This is a genomic window from Rhizobium sp. CB3171 (assembly GCF_029714265.1).
Classification (GTDB): domain Bacteria; phylum Pseudomonadota; class Alphaproteobacteria; order Rhizobiales; family Rhizobiaceae; genus Rhizobium.
In genome coordinates, this window is the sequence record NZ_CP121653.1 from 2,416,091 (window position 1) to 2,433,930 (window position 17,840).

Consider the following 17,840-nt stretch of genomic DNA (forward strand, 5'->3'; position numbering starts at 1 on the left):
ACCGCACCCACCATCGGGCCGTGCTCCACGATATCCTCGGTGAGGCTGCCATTGCTGTAGTTGACGCCAAGCGCTCTGTAACCGGCAATCGCGGAGCCATGGCAGGCAACAGGTCGGCGGCGTGAGAAGCCGCCGGAATAGTAAGAGCCACTGCCGACAGGCGGCCTTTCTCCGACATCCCCCGCCTCTAGGATGCGCTGGCAAGCCGGTCGGCGGCTTTGAAGTCCGCACCGGCCTTCGTCAGGCCGTCCTTGAGCTTTGCAGTAATGGACGGGTGATAATGTCTCTGCTCCATTCTTTGATGAAACAGGCGAATGAAATCCGGATCCTGATTCTGCATGGCTGCGAGCCGCGGGGCAGCCTGGCTCGATCCGAGCTGAGCCAGTGCGGCGATCCTCAGCACCTTCAGCACATAGTCGCCGCGATGCACCTGCTCGGCCAGCAACGAGGCCTCGGACCAGTCGGACCTGCGATAGGCGTCGAGAGCGAGAACGATAACCGCATCGCCTGGCACGGTGTCGACATTGCGCCCGGCATCCCGTGCCAGCGAGACGCCTGCGTCGAAATAGCCGGAGGCAAAAAGAACCGTGGCGAGCGTTGCGCCAACATCCGGATTGTTCGGATTGAGGGACATCGCCCTGTTGCCTGTGTCTATTGCTGTCGTGTTCCAGCCCGCGGCAAACTGCGTCATCATCAGGGCGACTTGCGCCCGGTCGGAACGCGGCGCAAGCGATACGGAGCGGCTTGCGAGCTTATAGGATCTGGCGAGCGTCGCCTGGTCGATCACACCTTCTTCTCCTGTCAGCAGCGCCCTTGCGAGCGTTGCGCCGGCATCTGCATCGTCCGGACTTTTCGCTATTGTCCGCTCCAGACAGTTCATCGATCTCGCAATCACCGCGGAGTCTCGGTCCTCGAGCGCGCGCTCTGCGCGGAGCACGCAGGCGTTTCCAAGCGAACTCGCAGCGCTTCCATAGGTCTCCGCGTTATTGATCACGCTATCGCTCGAGGCAAACCTTCGGGCTAGAGACGCCGCGAGATTCATGCTAACGGCCGCGGGGCTCTTGCCTGCCGTATCCTCCCTTTCGACCCCGGACCGAAGCACTTCGCCGGTAGCGAGGTTCGCTATCTGCCACCAGATGCTTCTATCGTTCCCGTCGCCATAATACTTCATCTCGATCCGATAGGCGTTTGCGTCGGAAGAACGGTGGGCCGCAAACTGCAGTCTGTCCGGGGGCAAAGCCTCTGTGACAGTCAGCGTCCGAAACTGGGTCAGGGCGGTCAGCAGCATCTCACGCGTCGCGTTTGCCTCTCCGCTCCATGCGGCGTCGGCAGCTACCATCTCGACCGAGACCGCCGGGCGGACAGTGATTGCCGGAGCAATCTCAGACATTCCCCACATGAGCGCCGTCCCCATGCCAAGGACTGCCGCAATCGCTGCCCATGCCTGCCACCCTGCAACCGGAGAACGTTTCGAACGCGAAGTTTGGAGGGGCCCGATGTATTCCTCCAGCTCCCTCCTCGCTGTTTCGGCCTCTGCCGCTTCACCGCCGATCTCATATTCCGGCAAGGATGATGCGGAAAAAATCGTGACATAGCGCCCCTTTGGCAGGTCGATCATGATTCCGCGCGGCGAGCCGTATGCTTCGTAATACTGGCTGAGCGCAGTACGAAGCCGGCTAACCTCGATACGGACGATAGGATCGAGGGAGGCATCGAAACTGCTGGTGCGTCCAAGCACATCGATTGCTATGGAATAGGCTTTGACCCCTTCCGCACGCCCGCTTAATCCCTGCTCGGCAATATATCCGAGAATTGCCTTCGCCCGATCCGTCGCATGAAACCTTGGGTCGGAGAGCAGCCTGTCGAGCTCGGCTCTGGCGTCTGCTTCGGAAACTTCGCAAGCCCTCGTGTCGTGTTCTTCAGCGTCCATGGCGGCCCCCGCACACATTGGTCCAGCTAAAGTAGAACAGACGAATTTATCGCTCAGAAAACAAACGGTTGCAATATGAGTCTCTAACAAAACCAAAACGTGATTGATTTTAACGCGAGTTCGCGGGTTATTTCGGCACGCTCGAACCGCGTTCGAGGCAATATTGTATGACTTCGGATTCAATTTCCGCGCAGATGTCCGTGTACTCTTCGATCATGGGCGAGCGGTCGCCGGTGGATTCGCTACGAAGCCGGTCCAGCGTGGAGCACGCGTCGTCATAGGCTTCGAACAGATTTCCAAGCGAAGAGGGCTTCGTGGCAAGAATCTGAAGGCGGCCGCGAATTGACGGCAGCTTCAACATCAACCGCCACATGCCGCGTTCCCGCGTACCTACCGGGGCTCTTTCGTTGCCGCTCCCCTTGTCCATCAGACCATTCAGACTCCCGCCGGCACCTTTTTCAGGAGTATGATCCGGCGCCCACTTTCAGGAAGTACGTTACCGTAACAAGGACCGTAAATACCCTGCACGATAGTTGTTACGCCGAGTTTACCGTAACGTACTCCCCTGTAGGGAACTTGTATGCTCCATTTGAGGACCGACAGAGGAGCATTCCATGAAGCCTGCATATCTTGCCGTCGCCACGGTCTTCATTCTCGGCCTGCTTCTCCTCGCACCCATGGCGCATGCCCAGCAGCAAACCTCGGATGCCAAGGTCGATGAACTCGTCCGCTTGCTGCAAGATCCCGACGTCAAAGCCTGGCTTGACAGCCGCAAGGCCGGCTCCGCAGCCGGGCCGGCTGCGGAGCAGGATGCTTCTGCGCTTGCCGACTGGGACAAGCGAGCGCGCTCGCGGTACGGTGGCATTGTCGCCGCCATACCGACGATTCCCGGTGAAATCGCCGCGGCCATGCGCCGAGGGCGGGCCGATGCAATCGACCACGGATATGCTCCGATCGTCGTGCTGCTGGGAGGGCTCGTACTGCTCGGCGCGGCGGTCGAAGCCGTATTCCGGCGACAATGGTCGCATCGCGCCTCGTCGTCTCCGGTCGCCGCGGAATTCCTGCCGATTGCCGTTTTTACCGCAGCCATGGCGATCGTTTTCTTCGTGGTCGACTGGCCGCCTCTCGTGCGCATCGTGCTGTTGACCTATCTCATCGCTTTCGTGGCCTATCGTTGCCTCTCGGCGGCAGTGGCGCTTGCAACCCCGGACATAGGCCTGCGTCGGCGAATCAAGGTGTTCGCAGGCCTGCTTTTCTTTGCAATAGCGACCGCAACCCTTGGGCCTCCACTCGGCGTCCCGCCACCTGTCAACCAGGCGATTTCCTTTTGCTTCTCGATCTTCCTGTTCGCGCTCGCCCTGGAAGCCGTCTGGACCCGCAATTCATCGTCGCGTTCGCGAAAACTTGCGCTATCGCTCTGCCTGTTTGCCGTCTGGCTGCTTTGGCTGCTGAACTTCAAGGGTCTTGCCTGGCTCGGGATCTTTGCCATGATCCTGCCGCCCCTGCTTCGCCTCGTCGGGCGCGCCGTCGAGCGTGCAATGGGAGACAACCGGAAAGATCTCAAGGCCGTTATCGCTGCCAGGGGTAGCCGGGCCGTCGTCATCGCGATCGCCGTCGCATGGCTTGCAATGGTGTGGCACCTCAATCCGGATTCGCTGGCGCATCAGGATCCCACCTTGAGCGCCATTACCTACGGCCTACTGAAGAGCGCCGTCGTTCTTCTCGTTGCCGATCTCGTTTGGCATATCGCCAAGGCTTTCATCGACAGCAAGCTGCAAACTTTCTCCGCCGATCCTTCCGCGCATGGCGGCGAAGCCGCGAGCGAGCACCGCATCGCCACGCTGCTTCCGATCTTCCGCAATGCGCTGGCCGTCTTCGTGCTCGCCGCGACGGCACTGACCGTGCTCGCCGAACTGGGAGTTCAGATCGGCCCCCTCATTGCAGGCGCGGGCATCTTCGGCGTCGCCCTCGGCTTCGGCTCGCAGACGCTTGTGAAGGATGTCATCAGCGGCATCTTCTACATGCTCGACGACGCATTCCGCGTCGGCGAATACATCCAGAGCGGTAGTTACAAGGGCACTGTCGAATCCTTCAGCCTTCGTTCGGTACGCCTGCGCCATCACCGCGGGCCGATCTTTACCGTGCCCTTCGGGGCGCTAGGTGCGGTGCAGAACATGAGCCGGGACTGGGTGATCGACAAGTTCATGCTGCGTGTTGCATTCGACACCGACATCGCCATGGTGAAAAAGCTGGTAAAAGCCATTGGCGCAGAGATGAAAGAAGATCCTGAGCTTGCCCCATTCATCATAGAGCCGGTGAAGATGAAAGGCGTCGAGCAGATCGGCGAATTCGGGATCGAGCTCAGCTTCGCATTCAGTACCGTGCCCGGCCATCAGTCCGCCGTGCGCCGTCGGGCCTATACGATGATCCGCGATGCGTTCCGATCGAACGGGATCGAGTTCGCCCAGCCGACCGTGCAGGTCGGCGGCGAAGAAAAAGCCGAGGGCAGCGCAGCGGTGGCGGCGCTGCGGTCGGTCCAGCTCAAGCAGCAGGCCACCGAGGTCCCGAAGTAACGGCCATGTCATCGTATTAGGAAGAGCTGTGGCTACGGATCATGCGTGGCGGTCTTTTCGATACGCTGATGACTGGATTGAGACTCACAAAACGACGTGGCGCCCTCGTCTTGGGCGGTCCTGTGCTGGGGAACTCTGATCCTGTTGCTCCTGGGCCTCCGGGCGACTACAGCGAACTGGAATTTTCCAGGCTTTTGAGGTGCTTACGCACCAATCAATAGCCTCATTCCGCCTTCTCGGAACCCGCAAACATCGAGCCCGGAGGTCGGCTCGAGCGCAATGCGCTGCTTTGCGCAAAATGCACCACATTCTGTTTATTGGTTGGTAGTGCTTTTGATTTATCGGGATAATCAGAGGTTGATAGCCGCCATGCATGGCACAAGCGAAGCCGTCAGCCACGATATGAGTCTTATCCATTTGCCAGCGAGGCGCGTCACTTGAACCACCGCCTCCTCCAATTTTTAGGCTGTATGATGAAAGCAAAAATCCGTTCTTGCGCCATTTCCGTAGTCACCGTTGCGGCATTGGCAGGGTGCCAAACTGCAAAGCCTATCGCGATGAGCGTTGTGGCCACACCGACCGCGAAAGGCGTACAGTACGGCGATGTGCTGTCACCACAGCGCGCTGCCGGTCAAGACATCCCGGCGCTCAAAGGCCAGAAGATTGTTACGGTACGAACCTACGAGGATGTCCGGAAGAAGGACGCACAATTTTCCACCAGAACCGAATTGGAAGGCATCGACTGCGCGTTGGATAGCGAGGGGTATCGTGCCTCTGTGAAGACTCCCGCAGAAATTAGAGTGCCTGACTACGGCTACGCCTCACGCCCGGTTTCCGTCCACTGCCAAGCCCCGGGCTACAGGACCGGCTATGCAAGCGCTCAGCCTTTCGACGAAACATCCCATGACCGCATGGCGGCAGCAAGCAACAACGGTCTTGTAACAATGGTGGCAGTCGCCTTAGTCGATGCCGCGACAGACAAGAAAAAGCATGACTACAGCTATCCGCCCGTATTCGTGACGATGAACCGGATTGGATGTGAAAAGGACAAATCAGGATGCCACTAGCGCATAGCTAGTTTTCACTTGCTTTGGCAAAGACCGCGCTAACGTCGCTGACAATTTCCACATGGGAATATGCGGCCTGCGCAGCGCCGGCGCCATCCGCTCGCATGATCGCCGTCACGATTACGTCGTGCTCGTCATAGGATTTCGCCAACCGGCCGGGTAACCGAAACTGCGCGCGACGGAACGGTGCAAGCCGCGCTCGGCTTTGCGTGACCAGTTCGTAGATGTGTTCGTTGTGCGCGCCGCGATAGAGCCGAGTATGAAACTCGGTATTATGGGCGGCATAGTCTTCCTCCGCACCCAGATGCACAAGGCGTGCGGAAGCGTGATGCTCGATTTCCAGCATGCGCCGTTCGTCGACTGTCATTCGCTCGGCCGCAAGCCGCGCGCAGATTGCCTCAAGCTCCGCCATCGCCTCGAACATAGAATGCAGATAGGTCTCGGTCACATTGGTAACGAGGGCGCTGCGGTTCGGCTCGCGTTCGACAAGCCCCATTGCCCCGAGTTCGCGCAGCGCCTCGCGCACCGGCGTGCGCGATACTTCGAAACGGGCGGCCAGCGAAATTTCGTCAAGCTTCTCGCCCGGTAGCATCTGCCCGGTCACGATCATGTCGGCTATTGCCCGCACCATCTGTTCGACGGTCGTTCCTGCCCGGATGATCTCTCTGCGTCTGACCTGTTTCAAGGATCGATTCTGTTTTGTTGCGTGTTGCATACACATGTAGCGCCGGCTGATCAAAGTCAAACACTGGGCAATATTATATTGTTTATATTGAATAATATATCGCGCGAATCCAAGCCAGCGTGCACTCAATCGCTATTGCTCATATGATTATACGGCTATTTTATAGGCTATGCACAATCTTTGGCCTGATTGAGATTAAAATTGCATACACTTTAACATCTTCCCTAAACAACCCGGAAATTTTTATGTAAAATCAACGCAATAAAATCTGGGCACGGGCATTGCATACACTTTTCTGCAATCAGTTGAACCGGCAAAACCGCCGCACGGGGAGCATTCCGATGACCAGACTCCTTTCCATGAACCGCCGCCGTTTCCTTCAGGCTTCCACCACCACCCTCTTCGTCGGCACAGCACCCGGCTTTTTCTCCTCCCAGGCCCTTGCGCAGACAGCCCTCACCGTCGGCTTCATCTATGTCGGCCCGAAGGATGACTATGGCTATAACCAGTCGCATGCCGAGGGCGCAGCCGCCGTCAAAGCGCTGCCGGGCATCACAGTTGTCGAAGAAGAGAACGTGCCCGAGACGGTCGACGTCCAGAAGACGATGGAATCGATGATCAATCTCGATGGCGCGACCCTGCTTTTCCCAACCTCCTTCGGCTATTTCGACCCCCACATGCTGGCCATGGCCGCCAAATACCCCGATGTCCAGTTCCGCCACTGCGGCGGCCTCTGGCAGGAGGGCAAGCATCCGGCCAATACGGGTTCCTATTTCGGCTATATCTTCCAAGGTCAGTATCTGAACGGCATCGCAGCTGGCCATGCAACGAAGAGCAAGAAAATCGGCTTCGTTGCCGCCAAGCCGATCCCGCAGGTCCTGCAAAACATCAATGCCTTCCTGCTTGGGGCTCGGTCCGTGGATCCCACCATCACCTGCCAGGTGATCTTCACCGGAGAATGGTCGCTCGCGGTCAAGGAGGCCGAAGCGACCAACGCACTGATCGATCAGGGCGCCGACGTCATCACTTGCCACGTCGACAGCCCCAAAGTGGTGGTCGAGACGGCCAGTGGCCGCGGCGCCTTCATTTGCGGCTACCACGCCAACCAGAGCCCGCTTGCTCCTGAAAAATATCTCACCGGTGCCGAATGGGCCTGGGGCAACGTCTACAGCAATTTCGTCAAGAAGGCGCAGGCAGGCGAAAAGCTCGGCAACTTCGTACGCGGCGGCCTGAAGGACGGCTTCGTAAAGATGAGCGCACTCGGCCCAGGCGTTTCCGAGGCGGGCCGCAAGGCCTTCGAGGCCACGCATGCTGAGATGATGAAGGGTGGGTTCTCGGTCTTCAAGGGGCCGCTGAAGGACAACAAGGGCAACATAGTCGTGACCGCCGACAAGAGCTACGCCGAAGACGCGATCGAGCTTGAAAGCATGAATTACCTGGTCGAAGGCGTCGTCGGGTCCACGGCGTAAACCGCAAAGGGAGAAGCGCCATGACTGTCCAGGCCAACGATCCCGCAATATCAGTCGCTTCCGAAAAACCGGCTTCGCTGCGCCCAACCCTTGAATGGATCGCGCGGCGGGCCGAGCCGATTGTCATCGGCCTTGCGGCTATCGTGATCGGTCTTGCGCTCTTCTCCCTCTTCATCCTGGCGATCGGCAAATCGCCCGCAATGCTCTTCCAACTCATGTACACCGGCGGCTTCGGCAGTTGGTTTTCCGTGCAGAACAGCCTCAGCCGTGCCGCACCCCTTCTCCTGACGGCACTCTGCGTCGCCCTACCTGCCCGTCTCGGCCTCGTTATCATCGGCGGAGAGGGGGCGGTCGTTCTGGGCGGCGTAGCCGCCGCGGCGATGGCTCTGCCACTCGTCGGCTCGGCACCGGTCTTCCTGACCTTCATTCTCATGGCGATCGCTGCGATGCTGGTTGGCGGCGTCTGGATCGGCCTCGCCGGCTTCCTGCGCCATTACCGCGGCGTCAATGAGACCATCTCGTCGCTGCTGCTTTCCTATATCGCCATCGCCCTGATGAACCAATTCGTCGAAGGGCCGCTGCGTGATCCTGCAAGCCTCAACAAGCCCTCGACCAAGCCGTTGCCGCAAGACTACATGCTTGGCCATATCCCGGGCATGGACGTGCATTGGGGTCTCGTCATTGGCGTCGTCGCCTGCATCGTTTCATGGGTATTGATCGAGGTGACGAGCTACGGCTTTGCGGCCCGCATCGCCGGTGGCAATGTCCGCGCCGCGCAGATCCAGGGCCTGCCGGTCGGCCGGCTGATTGCCGGCTTCACGGCGATCGCCGGCAGTTTCGCCGGGCTTGCCGGCATGATCGAGGTCACAGCCGTGCAGGGCAGCGCCAACGCGTCGCTTGCCGCTGGCTACGGCTACACCGGCATTCTGGTTGCCTTCCTCGCTCGGCACAATCCGCTGGCCATTATCCCGGTCGCGATCCTGCTTGGCGGCATCAATGCCGCGGGCGGCCTCATCCAGCGCCGCATGGGCCTGCCGGATGCCACGGTGCTGGTGCTGCAGGGCACGCTCTTCATCGTCATCCTCTTCTGCGAGACCTTTTACGGCCGCTTCAAGATCTTCAATCCCGACCTCTGGAAAAGGAGCGAATGATGGACGACACCGCAATCGGCCTCTGGGGAGTGCCCCTCGCCATCTTCGCCGGCGCGATCCGCGTCTCGACGCCCTTCATCTTCGTCAGCCTCGGCGAGACGATCACCGAGCGTTCGGGCCGCATCAATCTCGGCCTTGAAGGCACGCTCGTCTTCGGTGCCATGACCGCTTACGCTGTCGCCGTCATGAGCGGCTCCCCCTGGCTCGGCGTACTCGCTGCAATGGCGACCGGCGCAATCTTCGGCGCCGTGCATGGCTGGATCTGCAAATGGCCGAAGGTCAACGATATCGCGATCGGCATCGCCATGATGCAGTTTGGCCTGGGCCTCGCCTTCTTCCTCGGAAAACCGTTCATCCAGCCGGCGGCGCCACACCTGCCGGCAATTCCGTTCGGATTCTGGTCCAGCCTGCCGCAGATCCAAGCGGCGCTGAGTATCAACGTGCTGTTCATCCTCGGCGCGATGCTCGCCTTCGCCCTCCGGTGGGCGTTCAAGAATACACGTGTCGGCCTCATTTTGCGTGTCGTCGGCGATAGCACGGATGCTGCACGCGCCATGGGCGTCAATCCGGATCGCGTGCGCCTGATGGCCACCGCCGTCGGCGGCTCGCTGGCGGCGATCGGCGGCGCCTATCTCTCGCTCTACTATCCAGGCTCGTGGAACGAACGCATCTCCTCCGGCCAAGGCTTGATGGCCGTGGCGCTCGTCATCTTTGCGCGGTGGAATCCGATCGGCTGCTTCCTCGCAGCATTGCTCTTCGGCGGCGCTGGGGCGCTCGGCCCGGCGTTGCAGTCGGTCGGAGTGACCGAAGGCTATTATCTTTTCTATGCCGCCCCTTACGTGCTCACGCTCGTCATCATGATCATTACCTCGTCGCCCACGCGCTCGCTCGCCGGTGCGCCGGGTGCACTCTCGCTCACCAAATAGGAGAGATCATCCATGAACAGTCTGGCAACAGCCGTCATCCCCGGGAAGCCGACCTATGTCGACGCCGACCCCTATCCCTGGCCCTATAATGGCGCGCTCCGGCCGGACAACACCGCCCTCATCATCATCGACATGCAGACTGATTTCTGCGGCAAGGGCGGCTATGTCGATCACATGGGTTATGATCTGTCACTGGTCCAGGCGCCTATCGAGCCAATCAAGACGGTGCTGGCGGACATGCGCGCCAAGGGCTACCACATCATCCACACCCGTGAAGGTCATCGGCCCGACCTTGCGGACCTTCCGGCCAACAAGCGCTGGCGCTCGCGTCGCATCAATGCCGGCATCGGCGATCCCGGACCTTGTGGGCGCATCCTCGTGCGCGGCGAACCCGGCTGGGACATCATTCCCGAACTTTATCCCCTTGCGGGCGAGACCATCATTGACAAGCCCGGCAAGGGCTCCTTCTGCGCCACCGATCTGGAACTGATCCTCAACCAGAAGCGCATCGACAATATCATCCTGACTGGCATCACCACTGACGTCTGCGTGTCCACCACGATGCGCGAGGCCAACGATCGCGGGTTCGAATGCCTGCTATTGGAAGACTGCTGCGGCGCGACCGACTACGGCAATCACCTCGCCGCCATCAAGATGGTGAAGATGCAGGGCGGCGTCTTCGGTTCTGTCTCCAATTCTAAGACGCTGATCGAGGCTTTGCCATGAGCACGGTCCGCGATACGCCCCTTCCGAGAGCTGGCAAGGCCGTCGGCATCGACACGATCGACATGACGATGTGCTTCGGCAGTTTCACCGCCCTTGACCGTGTCTCGATCAAGGTGCCTGCCGGCAGCTTCCATGCGCTGCTCGGCGAAAACGGTGCCGGCAAGTCGACGCTCGTCAAATGCATCATGGGCTTCTATCACGCCACGTCGGGGTCGCTTTCCGTCGACGGCCGCGAAGTGGCAATCACCTCGCCCAAAGACGCCGCTACCTACGGTCTCGGCATGGTCTACCAGCACTTTACGCTGGTCCCCTCGCTGACGGGGGCTGAAAACCTCGTCATCAGCCGCGCGCAAGTGCCTGGTATCATCAACTGGGCGAAAGAGCGGAAGGATCTGGCCACCTTCATGGAGCGCATGCCGTTCAAGATCCAGCTTGATCGACCGGTGAGCGAGCTTGCCGCCGGCGAAAAGCAGAAGCTGGAGATCGTCAAACAGCTCTATCTCGGCCGCTCCTTCCTGGTGCTGGATGAGCCAACGTCGGTGCTGACGCCGGCCGAAGCCGACGAGATGCTTGGCCTCGTGCGCGGTATGACCGAGCGCGGTGAACTGACCGTGCTGATGATTTCGCACAAGTTTCATGAGGTCACGAAGTTCGCCGATGCTGTCTCGATCCTGCGGCGTGGTAAGCTGGTCGGCGCCGGCAAGGTCGGTGAACTCTCCACCGCTGACATGGCGGCGATGATGATTGGCGACGTCAAGCTTGCCGAACTCGATACACGCGTTCCCGTTTCAGAAAACGCCAAGCCAGTGCTGACGATCGAGCAGGTCAAGGCACCGGACCGCTCCGGTCTCAAGAGCATCGAGATCGATAAGCTCCTGGTGCGCTCGGGCGAGATCGTCGGCATCGCCGGCATATCCGGAAACGGCCAGAAAGAGCTGACGGAAATCCTCGCCGGACAGCGGCCGACGGATAGCGGCCATGTGAGCGTCAACAGCGAGGCTTATGGCGCAACCCGCCCCGAGACACGCAAGAACAATGTTCGTTTCATCCCCGAAGAACCGCTGCAGAACGCGTGCGCCCCTCGTATGACCGTTAGCGAAAACCTCGCTTTCCGCACATTCGATCTGAAAGCGGACGGCAAGGATGCGATCTGGCTGAACAAGGGCAAGATGAAGAAGCGCGCCAGCGCGCTGATCTCCGACTTCAAGGTGAAAACGGCATCCGCCTCCTCACCGATTGCAGCGCTTTCAGGCGGCAATGTGCAGCGCGCGGTACTCGCCCGCGAGCTGACGGGCAAGGTGGACCTGCTCATCGTCTCGAACCCCTGTTTCGGCCTCGATTTCTCCGCTGTCGCCGAGATCCGTGCCCGCATCATGAAGGCGCGCAATTCCGGTACGGCCGTTTTGCTGCTGTCCGAAGATCTCGACGAGCTGCTCGAAATGTCGGACCGCATCGTGGTGATTTCCGAAGGCAAGCTGGTTTACGAGACACCGGCGCGTTCGGCGGATATCGGTGTGATCGGCGCGCATATGGCGGGGCATCACTGATGGCGGAGATCAAGGCAGAACCCTTCGCCTTTCCGGTGAAACACGACCAGCTTGCCCTTATCGTCATCGACATGCAGCGCGACTTCGCCGAACCCGGTGGCTTTGGTGCTAGCCTTGGCAATGATGTCAGTCGCATCGTCAGAATCGTCCCCGATGTCAAACGCCTCATCCAGGGCTTCCGCAACGCCGGCCTGCCGGTCATCCACACTATGGAATGCCACAAGCGCGATCTCTCCGACCTGCCGCCGGCAAAACGCGACCGCGGCAATCCGATGCTTAGGATCGGCGACAAGGGTCCCATGGGTCGCATCCTCATCTCCGGTGAGCCTGGCACGGCGATCCTACCGGAGCTTGCGCCGATCAAGGGCGAGGTCGTCATTGAAAAACCCGGCAAGGGCGCCTTTTACGCCACGAAACTTGGCGATGTCCTGCATGAGAAGGGTATCAAGCAGCTCGTCTTTGCGGGTGTAACGACAGAAGTCTGCGTGCAGACGACGATGCGCGAGGCAAACGACCGCGGCTATGAATGCCTGCTCGCCGAGGAGGCGACGGAAAGCTACTTCCCCGAATTCAAGGCCGCCGCCATTGCCATGATCCGCGCCCAGGGCGCCATCGTCGGCTGGACGGCTCGTGTCGACGATATCCTGGAAAGCATCGCCCATGCCTGAAACGACCCGCGAACTGCTCACATCAGGCGGCTGGAAGGATCTGGAATTCGGGCCGTTCCGTGAAGAGGTGACAATCCATTGGATTCGCCCCTTCGAAGGCGACCAACCGGGCGTGGCGCTCCTGAAATACGAAGCCGGCGCGTCCGTTCCCCGCCATCGCCATGAGGGGCTGGAAACCATTTTCGTTCTCGATGGGGTGCAGTCCGACGAGGCCGGCGACTACGGCCGCGGCAGTTACATCGTCAATGCCCCCGGCACAGAACATTCGGTCTGGAGCGATACCGGCTGTGTCGTGCTTATTCAGTGGGACCGGCCAGTGAAAATACTCGGAGAGGAAACGGCATGAAAGCACGGCCAGCTTTCGAGGCCGCCCTGCACGATTTCTATCGCAACGGCGGCAGCGCCGAGGTGAACGATCCAGGCCTATCTATTGGCGAAGAAGGACTCCCCGCTCGAAAGCGCGGGCATGCCGGCACAGCCGCCTACCCTGGCGATGAAGAAGTATCTTCAGTGGGAACGCCGGCAGAAATTCTGGGCAGCATGATCAAAATAGCGGCATTGAATGACGTAGCTGCCATTCGCGATCATGCTTCGGACCGCGTCTATCATGCATATTTGGGAGTGGCATGGACCTTGCTTCTTTATCCGCAGAGTTGGTGGCTAGGGTTCCGGCGCTCCTCTTCGGAGCGTGCTGGTCCGAGAGCCACCACCGGCTGGGGGAGAAATCCCACCGGATGCACGGCGGGATAAAAGCCCGGGAGACCTCGTAAGCCAAGGGATTGGCGGCGCGATGGTCTTTGCCGATCCCTTTTTGAAAAAAAGCAAAAGGGGAATTTCTATGCAGACTTTTTCGAAGATCCTTTCCGTAACGGCTCTTTCGGTATCGCTGGCTTTCGGGCTTGGCTCTGCCGCAAGCGCCGCGCCGAAAACCAGTTTCAAGGTCGCCTGGTCCATCTATGTCGGCTGGATGCCCTGGGGTTATGCCGCCGATCACGGTATCGTCAAGAAATGGGCCGACAAATACGGCATCAACATCGAAGTCACCCAGTTCAACGATTACGTCGAGTCGATGAACCAGTATACGGCCGGCGCCTTCGATGCCGTGACGCTGACCAACATGGACGGCCTCTCGATCCCGGCAGCCGGCGGCGTCGACACGACAGCCGTTATCGTTGGTGACTTTTCGAATGGCAATGACGCCGTCATTCTCAAGGACAAGGCAAGCCTCGCAGACCTCAAGGGCCAGAACGTCAATCTGGTTCAGTATTCGGTTTCGCATTATCTGCTCGCCCGCGCGCTCGACAGCATCAAGCTTACCGAACGCGACGTGAAGGTGGTTAACACCTCCGACGCCGATATGGTTGCGGCCTACAAGACGCCGGATGTCTCCGCCGTCGTCACCTGGAACCCGCTGGTCTCGACCATTCTCGAGGAGCCTTCCGCCAAGAAGGTCTTCGACAGCTCGCAGGTGCCGGGCGAGATCATCGACCTGATGGCCGCCAACAGCAACATCCTGAAGGACAATCCGAATTTCGGTAAGGCGTTGGCCGGCATATGGTATGAAACGGCGGCGCTGCTGAGGGCAGACACACCGGAAGGCAAGGCTGCCCGCGAGGCGATGGGGGCCGCATCGGGCACAGACCTGAAGGGTTTCGAGGCGCAGCTCGCCGCAACCAAGCTCTTCGATAAGCCTGCCGACGCGGTTGCCTTCACCACCTCGCCGAACCTGCCGAAGACGATGGATCTGGTGCGCGGCTTCCTGTTCCAGAAGGGTCTGCTCGGCAATGGAGCGCCTTCGGCTGACGTCATCGGCATCGAAATGCCCGATGGCAAGTTTCTCGGCGACAGTACGAACGTCAAGTTGCGCTTCACGGAGACCTATATGAAGGCGGCCGCCGACGGTTCGCTCTGAGCGATACCTTCACTGGCGGCGCCGGCGCGCCGCCAGATCCCTTCATCCGCGGAGCCTTTCATGCGTTGGATCAATACCAGGCCTAGCCGGGGTGCGCAGCTTGCCTTGACGCTGTTGCCCTTTTTACTGCTGATCGTCGCTTATGCCGTCGGTTCAGCCGCACGGCTTGCCGAAAACGCCAATGACAAGTTGCTGCCCAATCTTGCCGGCTTTGCCGACGCCATCAACCGTATGGCCTTCATCGCCGATCCGCGCACGGGAGAATACCTGCTGTGGTCGGACACCTGGGCGAGCCTGATACGGCTCCTGTCGGGCCTCGGCATATCCACGGCAATCGCGCTTTGCATCGGCATGCTCATCGGCATGCTGCCCTATCTCAGGGCTTTGCTGTCGCCCTTCGTCGCAGTCATTTCGATGGTGCCGCCGCTCGCGTTGCTGCCGATACTGTTCATCGTCATGGGCCTTGGCGAGACCTCCAAGATCGCCCTTATCGTGATCGGCGTTGCACCGACGATGATCCGCGACCTGGCGCTGAAGGCGCTGGAATTGCCACGGGAGCAGATCGTCAAGGCTGAGACGCTCGGCGGCTCCTCCTGGCAGATCGCGCTTCGCGTCGTGCTGCCGCAGATCCTGCCGCGGCTGATCACTTGCCTGAGGCTCCAGCTTGGGCCGGCCTGGCTGTTCCTGATTGCCGCCGAGGCGATCTCCTCCGATTCCGGCCTTGGCTACCGCATTTTCCTCGTTCGCCGATATCTGTCGATGGATGTGATCTTTCCCTACGTCGTCTGGATCACACTACTCGCCGTGCTCATGAATTATCTTCTCGATTGCCTCCGCATCACCGTCTTCCCCTGGTCCGAACTGGAGAAGCAGGCATGAGCGAACTCAGGATAGAAAAGGTCTGGAAGGAATACGGGGACCAGATCGTGCTCGAGGATGTGTCACTAATGGTCGCCTCCCGCGCCTTCGTCGCACTCGTCGGTCCCTCCGGCTGCGGTAAGTCGACTTTCCTGCGCATGCTTTTGGGACAGGAACAGCCCACCAGAGGCACGATCTCTCTCGATGGCGCGCCGCTGCCTAGCGAGCCCGACGCCGACCGTGGCGTGGTCTTCCAGCGCTACTCGGTCTTTCCGCATTTGACCGCACTCAACAACGTGCTGCTCGGCAAGGAGCTTGCCGGCTCGCGCTACAAGGCCAGGCTTTTCGGCGCGGCGCGGCGCAACGCAATCGACGAGGCGCGGCAACTCCTCGCGGAGGTCGGCCTTGCCGGCGCCGAAAACAAGTATCCGGCCCAGCTTTCCGGCGGCATGCAGCAGCGCCTGGCGCTGGCGCAGGCGCTCATCATGCGCCCCAAAGTGCTATTGCTCGACGAGCCTTTCGGCGCGCTCGACCCTGGTATCCGCGCCGAGATCCACACGCTGATGAAACGGCTTTGGCACGAAACACAGATGACCGTCGTTATGGTCACGCATGACATGCGCGAAGCCTTCACGCTTGCCACAAGGGTAGTCGCCTTCGAGCGCCGCCGCGACCGGCCGGAAGAGAAGGAGCGCTACGGCGCGACGATTACCAAGGACATTTCCATCTGGCCGCCGCGTACTGCCGGCGCAGCCTCGATCTTCAGCTCCGACCGGGACGGCCCGATCGCTTCAAAGGGGCACCGCCGGGACGACCTGGCACCGTCGGGAGACATCTAGCCATGCAGCACGTCAGACGTTCGCCGGAAGAAATCGCCGCCAACCGCGCCCGTTATGAAGAACATCAGAGAAAGGGTCTGGAATTCGCACCCAAGGCCTTGCCGACACCGAGCCCCCTACCCGCCCCGCCGATCGATGCGGCTTTGATCGTCCATCAGGAAGTCATACCCAGCGGCTGGTACTGGTCGACACGCGTCAAGCACGGCGAGACGCTACACATTGCCCAGGAACAGGGCTTCTCGACCATCTCGCTCGCCGCCTGGAATGCGGCCGATACGAGCGAGCGGCTGAATCTGCCCGATACGGTGAAGATGCAATGGACCACCGCCCTTTCGAAAGGCCGGGTGATCTTCTCCGACATGGGACGCGTGATGTTCTCCGTCACCGAGGATTCTTCCGGCGCACATGATTGCCTGATGGGCAGCTCGACTGCCGCCTCAAACCTGGCGAAATACGGCGAAGGCACCCGCAACAGCCGCGACAATTTCATCAAGCTTGCGACCAAGGCCGGATTGGACAAGCGCGACATTCCCGCCGTGCTCGCGCTCTTTGCTCCCGTTCGCGTTGATGTGGACGGCAAGTTCGCATGGCAGTCGGAGCTGCCGCATGACGGTGACTATGTTGAGCTGCGCGCCGAGATGGACATGATTGTCGGCTTTTCCAATTGCCCGCATCCGCTCGATCCAAGCCCGACATACGCACCGAAGCCGGTGACCGTGACGCGGCTGGCTGTCCGGCCCACCAGCTCCGACGACCTGTGCCTCACAGCCACCGCAGAGGCAGTACGCGGCTTCGAGAACAACGCATCCGCCGACCTGTGAGCAGTGGAGAGACTATCATGACCGACTTTATCCAGACCGCTCCGTTCCGCACGCTCAAGAACGCCGTGCAGGATCACTTCATTGCCGCAGAAGCGCCGTTCTCGACGGTGGTTCGGAAAGGCCAGACATTGCGCATCGAGGATAGCTATGGCCAGCAGGCGATCGACACGATGTTCTACAACGCAGAAGATCATTCCGAACGCTATTCCAGCCAGGACACCATGCGCGAGCAGGGTGCGGCCTATATCACAACGGGCACCGAGATTATGTCCAACGAGGGTCGCGTCATGTTGAGGATGACGGCCGACAGTTGCGGACGTCACGACACTTCAGCCGGCGCATGCTCCTGCGAGAGCAACACGGTGCGCTTCGGCCACGGCACCAGATATCTCCATGCCTGCCGGGACAATTTCGTTCTGGAGGTCGCAAAACATGGCATGGGCAAGCGCGACGTCGTGCCCAACATCAACTTCTTCATGAATGTGCCGATCGAGCCGACCGGCGAGATGACCATCGTCGACGGCATCTCCGCACCGGGCGATTATGTTGAGCTCAAGGCCGAGATGGACGTGCTGATCGTCATTTCCAATTGCCCGCAAATCAACAATCCCTGCAACGGCTTCGATCCGACGCCGATCCGCGTCCTCGTCTGGGACGGTGAGGCTTGA

General features: G+C 60.2%; 17 protein-coding genes and 1 riboswitch. Of the genes, 14 read left to right on the forward strand and 3 right to left on the reverse strand.

What is annotated here, in order from left to right; translation table 11 throughout:
* Positions 1-187 precede the first annotated feature (187 nt).
* The gene (locus tag QA648_RS30155; protein ID WP_283052591.1) at positions 188-1,930 is read right to left on the reverse strand and encodes a hypothetical protein; all 1,743 of its coding nucleotides are present in this window, start codon (positions 1,928-1,930) and stop codon (positions 188-190) included.
* Between the two features lie 127 nt (positions 1,931-2,057).
* Positions 2,058-2,357: a hypothetical protein gene (locus QA648_RS30160; RefSeq protein WP_283052593.1), complete on the reverse strand. Its 300-nt coding sequence runs from the start codon at positions 2,355-2,357 to the stop codon at positions 2,058-2,060.
* Between the two features lie 187 nt (positions 2,358-2,544).
* On the opposite strand from QA648_RS30160, the gene QA648_RS30165 reads away from it, so the two are divergent.
* Complete coding sequence (locus QA648_RS30165; protein WP_283052594.1) at positions 2,545-4,503, forward strand: mechanosensitive ion channel family protein; 1,959 nt, start codon at positions 2,545-2,547, stop codon at positions 4,501-4,503.
* A 437-nt stretch (positions 4,504-4,940) separates the two neighbouring features.
* Positions 4,941-5,570: a hypothetical protein gene (locus tag QA648_RS30170; protein ID WP_283052596.1), complete on the forward strand. Its 630-nt coding sequence runs from the start codon at positions 4,941-4,943 to the stop codon at positions 5,568-5,570.
* 7 nt (positions 5,571-5,577) lie between these two features.
* Here QA648_RS30170 and QA648_RS30175 read toward each other — a convergent pair whose 3' ends face one another.
* Positions 5,578-6,285, reverse strand: coding sequence for a GntR family transcriptional regulator (locus QA648_RS30175; protein WP_283052598.1), 708 nt, complete (start codon positions 6,283-6,285; stop codon positions 5,578-5,580).
* Positions 6,286-6,596: 311 nt separating this feature from the next.
* On the opposite strand from QA648_RS30175, the gene QA648_RS30180 reads away from it, so the two are divergent.
* The 12 genes from QA648_RS30180 (at position 6,597) to QA648_RS30235 (ending at position 17,840) form a co-directional block, all read left to right on the forward strand.
* Positions 6,597-7,724, forward strand: a complete 1,128-nt coding sequence (locus QA648_RS30180; RefSeq protein WP_104827637.1) for a BMP family ABC transporter substrate-binding protein — start codon at positions 6,597-6,599, stop codon at positions 7,722-7,724.
* A gap of 20 nt (positions 7,725-7,744) precedes the next feature.
* Positions 7,745-8,875 carry an ABC transporter permease gene (locus QA648_RS30185; protein WP_104827638.1) on the forward strand — a complete coding sequence of 377 codons (1,131 nt, stop codon included), beginning with the start codon at positions 7,745-7,747 and terminating at the stop codon, positions 8,873-8,875.
* Entirely contained in the window at positions 8,875-9,801 is a 927-nt protein-coding gene (locus QA648_RS30190) for an ABC transporter permease (protein ID WP_283054312.1), read from the forward strand. Before QA648_RS30185 ends, QA648_RS30190 begins: the two co-directional genes overlap by 1 nt.
* Positions 9,802-9,813: 12 nt before the next feature.
* On the forward strand, positions 9,814-10,527 hold the full coding sequence (locus QA648_RS30195) for an isochorismatase family cysteine hydrolase (protein ID WP_283052601.1): 714 nt from the start codon (positions 9,814-9,816) through the stop codon (positions 10,525-10,527).
* Entirely contained in the window at positions 10,524-12,074 is a 1,551-nt protein-coding gene (locus tag QA648_RS30200) for an ABC transporter ATP-binding protein (RefSeq protein ID WP_104827640.1), read from the forward strand. The genes QA648_RS30195 and QA648_RS30200 overlap by 4 nt, the downstream gene beginning before the upstream one ends.
* On the forward strand, positions 12,074-12,742 hold the full coding sequence (locus QA648_RS30205) for an isochorismatase family cysteine hydrolase (RefSeq protein ID WP_283052603.1): 669 nt from the start codon (positions 12,074-12,076) through the stop codon (positions 12,740-12,742). The genes QA648_RS30200 and QA648_RS30205 overlap by 1 nt, the downstream gene beginning before the upstream one ends.
* On the forward strand, positions 12,735-13,088 hold the full coding sequence (locus QA648_RS30210; RefSeq protein WP_104827642.1) for a cupin domain-containing protein: 354 nt from the start codon (positions 12,735-12,737) through the stop codon (positions 13,086-13,088). Before QA648_RS30205 ends, QA648_RS30210 begins: the two co-directional genes overlap by 8 nt.
* Positions 13,089-13,391: 303 nt before the next feature.
* Positions 13,392-13,505, forward strand: a riboswitch (guanidine-I (ykkC/yxkD leader).
* 75 nt (positions 13,506-13,580) lie between these two features.
* Positions 13,581-14,654 carry a putative urea ABC transporter substrate-binding protein gene (locus QA648_RS30215; RefSeq protein ID WP_283052605.1) on the forward strand — a complete coding sequence of 358 codons (1,074 nt, stop codon included), beginning with the start codon at positions 13,581-13,583 and terminating at the stop codon, positions 14,652-14,654.
* 60 nt (positions 14,655-14,714) lie between these two features.
* Entirely contained in the window at positions 14,715-15,533 is an 819-nt protein-coding gene (locus tag QA648_RS30220; protein WP_283052606.1) for an ABC transporter permease, read from the forward strand.
* Positions 15,530-16,351, forward strand: coding sequence for an ABC transporter ATP-binding protein (locus QA648_RS30225; RefSeq protein WP_283052608.1), 822 nt, complete (start codon positions 15,530-15,532; stop codon positions 16,349-16,351). Before QA648_RS30220 ends, QA648_RS30225 begins: the two co-directional genes overlap by 4 nt.
* A 2-nt stretch (positions 16,352-16,353) precedes the next feature.
* Positions 16,354-17,172: an urea amidolyase associated protein UAAP1 gene (locus QA648_RS30230; protein WP_283052609.1), complete on the forward strand. Its 819-nt coding sequence runs from the start codon at positions 16,354-16,356 to the stop codon at positions 17,170-17,172.
* Positions 17,173-17,189: 17 nt separating this feature from the next.
* Complete coding sequence (locus QA648_RS30235) at positions 17,190-17,840, forward strand: urea amidolyase associated protein UAAP2 (RefSeq protein WP_283052611.1); 651 nt, start codon at positions 17,190-17,192, stop codon at positions 17,838-17,840.